This window comes from Pseudomonas sp. NPDC090752 (assembly GCF_055584805.1).
Window position 1 is genome coordinate 1 of the sequence record NZ_JBVJLI010000037.1, and the last position, 8,533, is coordinate 8,533.

Annotated in this window: 2 protein-coding genes; both read right to left on the minus strand. The window is 65.1% G+C overall.

Features of this window, described 5'->3' with window-relative positions; all coding sequences use genetic code 11:
* Positions 1-8,210: amino acid adenylation domain-containing protein (locus tag ACZ6YA_RS25955; RefSeq protein ID WP_465900610.1), on the minus strand; the 8,210-nt coding region annotated here is incomplete at its 3' end.
* Positions 8,207-8,533, minus strand: a 327-nt coding sequence (locus ACZ6YA_RS25960; RefSeq protein WP_465900613.1) for a phosphopantetheine-binding protein, incomplete at its 5' end; no start/stop codon positions are given. The genes ACZ6YA_RS25955 and ACZ6YA_RS25960, both read right to left, overlap by 4 nt.

An 8,533-nucleotide genomic window follows, 5' to 3' on the forward strand; every position in this document is an offset into this window, starting at 1 on the left:
ACCAGCACCGCAACCGGTGCGCTGTCGCTCAGCATGTGCCGCACGCGCTCGGATGGATACTCCGGGTCGACCGGCACATAGGCCCCGCCCGCTTTGAGGATGGCCAGCAGCCCGACCACCATCGATAGCCCACGTTCGACGCAAATCGCCACCCGATCATCCGGTTTGACGCCCAATCCGATCAGGTGATGCGCCAGGCGGTTGGCTTGCTCATTGAGCGCCAGGTAGCTCAACGCGCCCTCTTCAGCCAGAACCGCGACGGCATCCGGCGTGTGCTCGACCTGTGCTTCGATCAGCCCATGCAAGGTCTGCTCAAGGTCATAACCCACTGCCGTATCATTGAATGCCAGCAGCAGCCGCTTACGTTCATCCGCATCCGGTAGCCCGGTGTGGCCAGGAACGGCCTGGGCACCCTCGGCAAATACCCACAGCAGTTGCTCCAGATATCCCGAATACCGCTCGATGGTCGACCGGTCGAACAACGCAGTGGCATATACGATGCCACCGACAAACCCGTCCAACCCCTCGCCCATGCTCAGACTCAAATCGAACTTGGCGATCCGCGCCTGCCCACCCAGCGGACTCACCGCCAGTTCACCCAACTTAAGTGCCTGCCGATCCGGGCTGCCCTCCCAGTCCAGCGACACTTGGTACACCGGCGTATGGGCCAAGCTGCGCTGCGGCCGCAGGGCTTCGACCACTTGCTCGAAAGGCAGGTCCTGATGCGCCTGGGCCGCCAGGACGGTCGCCTTGACCCGGGCCAGCAGCGTCGCGACATCCGGCGCGCCTGAAGTATCCAGGCGCAAGGCGATGGAGTTGACGAACATGCCGATCAACCCGTGCACCTCGGCCTGACGACGGTTGCTCAGCGGCGAGCCGACCACCACCTCGTCCTGGCCCGACAGGCGCGTCAACAGCACCGCCCAGGCGGCCATGAACAGCATGTAGGGCGTTACCCCATGCGCCCGGCACAGCGCCTTGAGTTCGACACTCAAGCGTGGGTCGAGGTTGATCGCGACACTGCCGCCGGCATGCTGCTGACGCTCAGGCCGTGGCCGGTCCCACGGCAGGCTGATCAGCGCCGGCGCTCCGGCCAAGTTGGCGACCCAGTATTCGGCCTGGCGCTGCAATGTCTCGTTGCAGAGCCATTGGCGCTGCCACAGTGCATAGTCCAGATACTGCACGGGCAATGGTGGCAAGGGGTCAGTGCGATCTTGGCTGAACGCCTCGTACAACGCAGCCAGCTCGCGCACCAGTACGCCCAAGGACCAGCCATCGGCCACCAGATGATGCAGGTTCAATAGCAGTACGTGGGCCTGCGGTGCCAGGCGCAGCAGATGGCCTCGGATCGGCAAGTCTTGAGCCAGATCAAAGGGTCGACCGGCTTCTTGCTCGACCAACGCTTCCAGCGCCTGGTGCTCCAGGCCAGGCACCTCCACCTTGGCCAGGTTGAACACGTCGTTACTCACGACCACCTGCGCTTCGCCATCCTGCTCGACGAAATGGCTGTGCAGGCTCTCATGGCGCTCCACCAGGCGCTGCAACGCCCGTTCCAGCGCAACGGCATCCAGTACGCCCTCAAGCCGCAGGCCGATGGGAATGTGATAAGCCGCGCTGTCCGGCGCCATCCGTGCCAGGAACCACAGCCGTTGCTGGGCGAATGACAATGGCAAGGGGCCCACGCGCACGCTCGGCTGGATGGCCGGCAGTGCCTGGGCGGGATGGCTGGCCAGGCAGGCGGCGACTGCAGCAAGACGATCGTCGTCGAACAGGTCGGCCAACGCCAACTCCAGCCCCAGACGCTGACGGACCTGGGCCAGCATGCGCATGGCCAGCAGCGAGTGACCGCCCAACTCGAAGAAGCGGTCATCGCGCCCGACCCGCTCCACTTGCAGCAACTCGGACCACAGCTGAGCCAGCACCTGCTCCTGATGACCTTGGGGTGCTTCATAGGCGGCTGCAGCGAAATCATCCGGGCCAGGCAACGGCAGTGCCTTGCGCTCGACCTTGCCGTTGTTGCTCAGCGGCATGCGCTGCAGCGCAACGAACGCCGCCGGCACCATGTACTCAGGCAAACGACCGCGCAAGTAGCTGCGCAGATCGCCTGCTTGCAGCGCTTCGTCCAGGCGAGTGAACCAGGCCACCAGGCGCAACGTCCCCTGCTCGCCAGGCACGGCCATGACAATGACCTCGCCGATTCCGGGACACTGCGCCAACTGCTGCTGGATTTCACCCAGTTCGATGCGGAAACCGCGAATTTTCACCTGGTCGTCATTGCGCCCCAGGCACTCCAGCTGGCCATCGGCCTGCCAGCGCACCAGGTCGCCGGTGCGGTACAGCTTGGCACCTGGCTGCGTGCTGAACGGGTCGTCGACGAAGCGTTCGGCAGTCAGCTCGGGGCGATTGAGATAACCCAGCGCCACGCCATCACCGCCGATGTACAGTTCACCCACCGCGCCCCGAGGCACCAATTGCCGGTGGGCATCGAGTACATAGGCCCGGGTATTGCCGATGGGCTGGCCGATCGGCACGTGGCTGGCGTTGGCCGGCAGCTCGCGTGCTTCGAAGGTCACGGCGAAGGTGGTGGTTTCAGTGGGCCCGTAGCCATTGATCAGCCGCAGGGCTGGCGCCCGTTCCAGCATGGCGCGGAACGCTGCTGGTTCAGCGCGCTCGCCGCCGCTGATGAGTAGGCGCAGCCCCGCCAGCGCCTCGGGCAATAGTTGCACATACTGGTTGAACAGCGCTGTGGTCAGGAACAGCACGCTGATGCCGTGCTCCCCCAACTCGGCGGCGAAGCGCTGGGGATCGACCAACGTCGCATGGTCGATGACCCGCACCTGGCCGCCGTTGAGCAACGCGCCCCAGACCTCAAAGGTACTGGCATCGAATGCCGGGTTGGAAGCGAAGGCCATACGGTCGTGCGCGTTGAAGTCGGCGTATCCGTTGGCCAGCACCAGGCGTGAGATGCCTCGATGTGACACGCACACCCCCTTGGGCATGCCGGTGGTACCCGAGGTGTACATCACGTAGGCGCTGCTGCCTGCATCTTGGCTCAGACCGGGGTTGTGGCTGGGCCGGCCATCAAGCAACTGCTGATCGAGGTCGATGCGCCGCACCGGGAAGTCCGCGGCAGTATCGGCCAGCGTCAGCACCGCCGCGGCCTGGCAATCATCGACCATGAACGCCTGGCGCTCGACAGGCGCATGGATGTCGAGGGGTACGTACACCGCCGCGCACTTGAGCACCGCCAGTTGCGCCACCAGTAACGGGAGAGATCGTGGCAACAGGATCGCCACGCAGGCACCCGGTACCACGCCCTCATCAATCAGGTAATGGGCCAGGTGGTTGGCGCGCGTGTTGAGTTCGCCATAGCTCAGCGTCTGCTGGCCGTGCACCGCCGCCAGCGCCAGGGGGTGGCGTGCGACGCGCTGCTCGAACAGGCGCTGCACGGGCTGCTCACGGGGGTAGTCGCGGCGGGTCGCGTTGTACGCATGTAGCAGCATGTGGCGCTCTTGTTCGTCGATCAGGTCAACTTGCGCAAGGCTGGCCTGGTCGTTGTCGACCATCCCCCACAACAGGGTTTCGAAATAACCGAGGTAGCGGCGCACGGTGCTTTCATCGAACAGCGCCGTGGCGTAATCAAGGCTGCCGGCCAATGCATCGCCTTGCTCGCCCAGGTTGAGCGTGAGGTCGAACTTGGCCACCTGGCCGGCAAGCGGCACGGCTTCGAGATGTAGCCCTTCAAGCTGCAGGGCCGGACCGTGGGTGGCCTGCCAGTTCAGGGTCGTCTGGAACAACGGTGTGTGCGCCAGGCTGCGCAGCGGACGGACGATCTCGACCACCTGCTCAAATGGCAGGTCCTGATGGGCCTGGGCCTCCAACACCTGTGCCTTGACCTGTTCGAGCAACGCCTGAGCATTCGGCGCAGATTGCGTGTCGATTCGGATGGCCAGGGTATTGACGAACAACCCGACCAGCGCCTCGAGTTCGGCGCGACTGCGGCCGGCCACCGGGCAGCCGATGACCACGTCGGCTTGCCCGCTAAGCCGCCCCAGCAGCACCGCCCACGCACCGAGCACGGTCATGTACAGCGTGACCCCGTGGCGCTGGGCCAGAGTTCGCAGGCCGGCGGTCAGGCGCGGCTCCAGTTGCAGGGGCAGGCTTGCCCCGGCGAAGTCCTGGCGTTCGGCGCGCGGCCGGTCGCTGGGTAGCTTGAGCACGCTCGGCGCGCCGTCCAGCGCTTGACGCCAGTAGTCGGCCTGGCGCTGTAACTGCTCACCGGCCAGCCAGCGGCGCTGCCACACAGCGTAATCGCCGTACTGGAGCGCCAATGACGGCAGTGGATCTTCAAGGCCTTGGCGCAGGGCCGGGTACAACGTGCTCAGTTCCTGGGTCAGTACACCAAGTGACCAACCGTCGGCAACGATGTGATGCACCGTGAGCGCCAGCACATGATGCTCAGCGCCCACACGCAGCAATCGCACGCGCAGCAGTGGCCCGTGGGCCAGGTCAAACGGTGCGCGGGCTTCTTCACGCAGACTTGCGGGCAGCCGTTCGGGGCTCGAATCCTCGCGCTGGAACCAGTCGCCTCCGACGGTGGCGGCGATGATCACCTCAGCACTGTCCTCACGTGGCACGAAGCGGCTGCGCAGGGTTTCATGGCGCTCGACAATGCGTAGCATTGCACACTCCAGCGCATCGGCATCCAGCGGCCCGCGCAAGCCCAGGGCCAGTGGGACGTTGTAGGCTTGGTTGCCGCCCTCCATCTGCGCCAGAAACCACAACCGCTGCTGGGCGAACGACATCGGCAATGGCTGCTCGCGTGGCACCGGCAGGATCGCCGGCAGTTCGCTGCGCCCCGCATTGGCCAGCACCGCCGCCACCGCAGCCAGCTCGGCATTGGCGAACAGAGCGGCCAGCGTCAGCTCCACGCCCAGGCGCAGGCGCACCTGGGAAACCATACGCATGGCCAGCAAGGAATGGCCACCCAACGTGAAGAAGTGATCGCTTCGGCCAACCCGTTCGACGTGTAGTAGCTCGCCCCAGATCTGTGCCAGGGCGATTTCAAGCTCACCCTCAGGGGCCTCGTAACCTGGGTCGAACAACGCAGACCGTTCGGGTTTGGGCAGTGCTCGGCGGTCGAGCTTGCCGTTGGCGGTCAGGGGTAAGGCCGGTAATTCTACGAAGGCGACCGGCACCATATACGCCGGAAGGTGTGCGTGCAGCTGTGCGCGCAGGCTTTCCGGCGTTGCGGCTTCTACATCGGGCTGTGGCGTGAAGTACGCCACCAAACGCGCCTGGCCAGGCTCGTCCTCACGGGCCAGCACCACGGCTTCATTGATACCCGGCAGTGTGACGAGGCGATTTTCGATCTCCCCCAGTTCAATGCGCACGCCACGGATTTTCACCTGGTCGTCGTTGCGACCCAGATAATCCAGGGTTCCGTCAGGTAACCAGCGCACCAGATCGCCAGTGCGGTACATGCGGGCGTCTCTGTTCGTCGCGAACGGATCGTCGAGGAAGCGTTCAGCCGTCAGTTCAGGACGGTTCAGGTAGCCACGGGCGACCCCTGCGCCGCCAATGTACAGCTCGCCCGGCACACCCAGCGCCGAGGGCTGAAGCTGCTCATCGAGCACATACAGGCGCGCGTTGTCCACCGGCTGGCCGATGTGCAGCACCCCACCCGCCTCGACCCTGCCGGAACTGGCCACCACGGTGGTTTCGGTCGGGCCATAGTTGTTGATGACGGCAAAGCGCTGGGTGCGGTTGAACTGGCGCAGGCGGTCGCCACCGATCAGCAGGGTGCGCAGGGTCGGGTGTTCGATTTGATGGCTGAAGGCATATTCGGCCACCGGCGTGGGCAAAAAACTCACATCCAGTGGCTGTGCGCGCCACCAGGCCAGCATCGCGTCGAGGTCGTCATTGCTCTCGCTGGCCGGGGCCAGGTGCAGCGTGGCGCCGGCGCACAGGGCAGGCCAGACTTCCCAGGCCATGGCATCGAAGCCAAAGCCGGCCAGGCATGAGGTGTGGCGGCCATGGCACAGGTCGAAAGCGCGGCAGTGCCAGTCGACCAGGTTGTTGACACTCTGGTGCTCGACCATCACGCCCTTGGGCTGGCCGGTCGAGCCGGAGGTGTAGATCACATAGGCCAGGTGGCGGGGGGCGAGGTCGGGCAAAGCCGGGTTGTCATTGCGTACAGGCCATTCAGGCTGGTCGAGCAGCAGGACAGGCACCTGCATGGACCCCAGGCGCGCACTCAGGGCCTGCTGGGTCAGTACCGCCACTGGCGCGCTATCACGCAGCAGGTAGTGCAGCCGTTCATCCGGGTGGGCCGGGTCAACCGGCACATAGCCGGCACCGGCCTTGAGCACGGCCAGTAAACCGACCAGCGTCGCAAGGCCACGCCGCGCGACGACTGCAACGCGGTCGTCAACGCCTACGCCAAGGTCGATCAAGTGATGGGCCAGCGCATTGGCCCGGTGGTTCAGCTCGGCGTAGGTCAGGGATTCGCCCGCAGAGGTAGCGGCGATAGCGTGTGGATGTACGTCGGCCTGCCGCTCGATGCGCTGATGCAGTGTCAAGCGGGTTTCAGTGGAGGCCGAGTAGTCATTGAAGCCTTCGAGCAGTTCCTCACGCTCGCTGGCTGGCAGCATGTCGAGTGCCAGCACCTGTGCTTGTGGCACTTGTAGCAGGCTTTCCAGGGTTTGCTGCAGATAGGCGCAGACGCGTTGCGCCGGGACTTGCGCGCTGGCCAACAAAGTCAGGCGGAATGTTTCGCCCAGGTCATCGACGCTGAGCGTCAGCGGGTAATTGGTGGTCTCGGCCGACTCGACGATGTCGATACCGGCCAACGCCGCACGGCGCGGCGCGTCAGCATCGATCACGCTATGCCGGTAATTGAGCAGCGCATTGAACAACGGTGCCGGGGCCGCCACGCCGCTGCAGCGTTGGGCCAGTGCCAGCGGTGCATGTTCGTGGCGCATCAGGGCGCTCAGACGCTGGTGGGTGGCGCGGATTGCGGTCGGCAAGTCGACCCCGTGCAAGTCTACCCGCAGCGGCAAGGTGTTGATGAAGATGCCCAGCGCCCGGTCGGTGGCTTCGGCGCCTTGCAGGCGGCCCATCAGCACCGTGCCGAACACCACCTCGGTGCGCCCGGTCAGGCCGCCCAGCACCCGCCCCCAGGCCAGGTGAAACAGGCTGGCGACACTGACGCCCTGCCCGCGCGCGCAAGCCCGCAGGCGCTGGCACAGGTCCAGTGGCAAGTCGAGTGCGTGTTCGTTGTGCACGGCACCATCGCCCTGAACATCCTGGATGCCATAGGCCAGGGTCGGCTCATCGATGTCGCCGAGCATCTCGCGGAAAAACCCTTCGTGCTGCGCTTCGCTGATTCCCAGCACCGCTTGCGCGACGTAATTACGGAACGGCACAGGGGTACCCAGGCGCTGCTGCTCCCCGGTCAGGAATGCGATCAGCTCATGGCGGACCACGTCCAGGGCACTGTGGTCCATGGCGATATGGTGGAACTGCAAAGTCGCGCTCAGCTTGCCATCGGCCTGCACTGGCGATCGCAGCAAGCGGATCAGGGGGGCCTGGCTCAGATCGACCCAGGCACGCTTCGGATCATCCTCGGGCAGTTCCAACAATTGCAGCTCGGCCTGGCGCCAAACCACTTGCACCGGGGTTTCCAAGCCTTGCCAGTGCACCGAGGTGCGCAGGATGTCGTGACGGGCGACCACGCCGCGCAGGGCATCGGCAAATGCCTGCAGCCGCGCCTCGCTGGCGAACACGAAACGCGCCTGCATCACGTAGGGGTCGTGGTCGGTGGCACTGGCGTGATGGAACAACATGCCCTGCTGCAACGGTGCAAGCGGGTAAATGTCCTGCACGTTGGCAGCGCCACCTGGGATGCAGGCGACGATACGGTCGATACTGTCCTGGTCGAGGTCGATCAGGTTGAGCAGTTGCGGGGTGATCCGTATGCAGCCCGGCTCGATCAGGTTGCCCGGCACTTGCACCGCCCCCTGCTTCACGGCCACATACTCGCCGCGCTCGATCATCTCCACCAGCGCGGGTTTGTGCTCGCGCAGACGTGCCACCAAAGCGGCGTCAGTCAGGGCCTTGCGGTTGCCCTGGACCACCAGTTGGCCGTCCTTGAGTGCCAGCTGCACGTTGTTGGCCGTCAGTGTTGCCAGTAATTGATTGATGCTCACAGGACGATCTCCATACTGTCTGTGATGGCTGCATAGCCGGCGAGGGTCGGTTGCTCGAACAGGGCGCGCACGTCGGCTTCCAGGCCTTGCTCGCGCAAGCGCGAAGTGAGGGTCACCGCCAGCAGCGAATGGCCGCCCAACTCGAAGAAGTTGTCGTGGCGGCTTACCCGCTCCACGCCCAGCAGTTCGGCCCACAGGGTGGCCAGCAGGGTTTCGGTTTCGCCTTCGGGGGCCTCGAACGGGCGGTCCTGAATGGCGTCCGGCTCCGGCAGGGCCTTGCGGTCGAGCTTGCCGTTGGGGCTCAAAGGCAGCGCTTCGAGGTG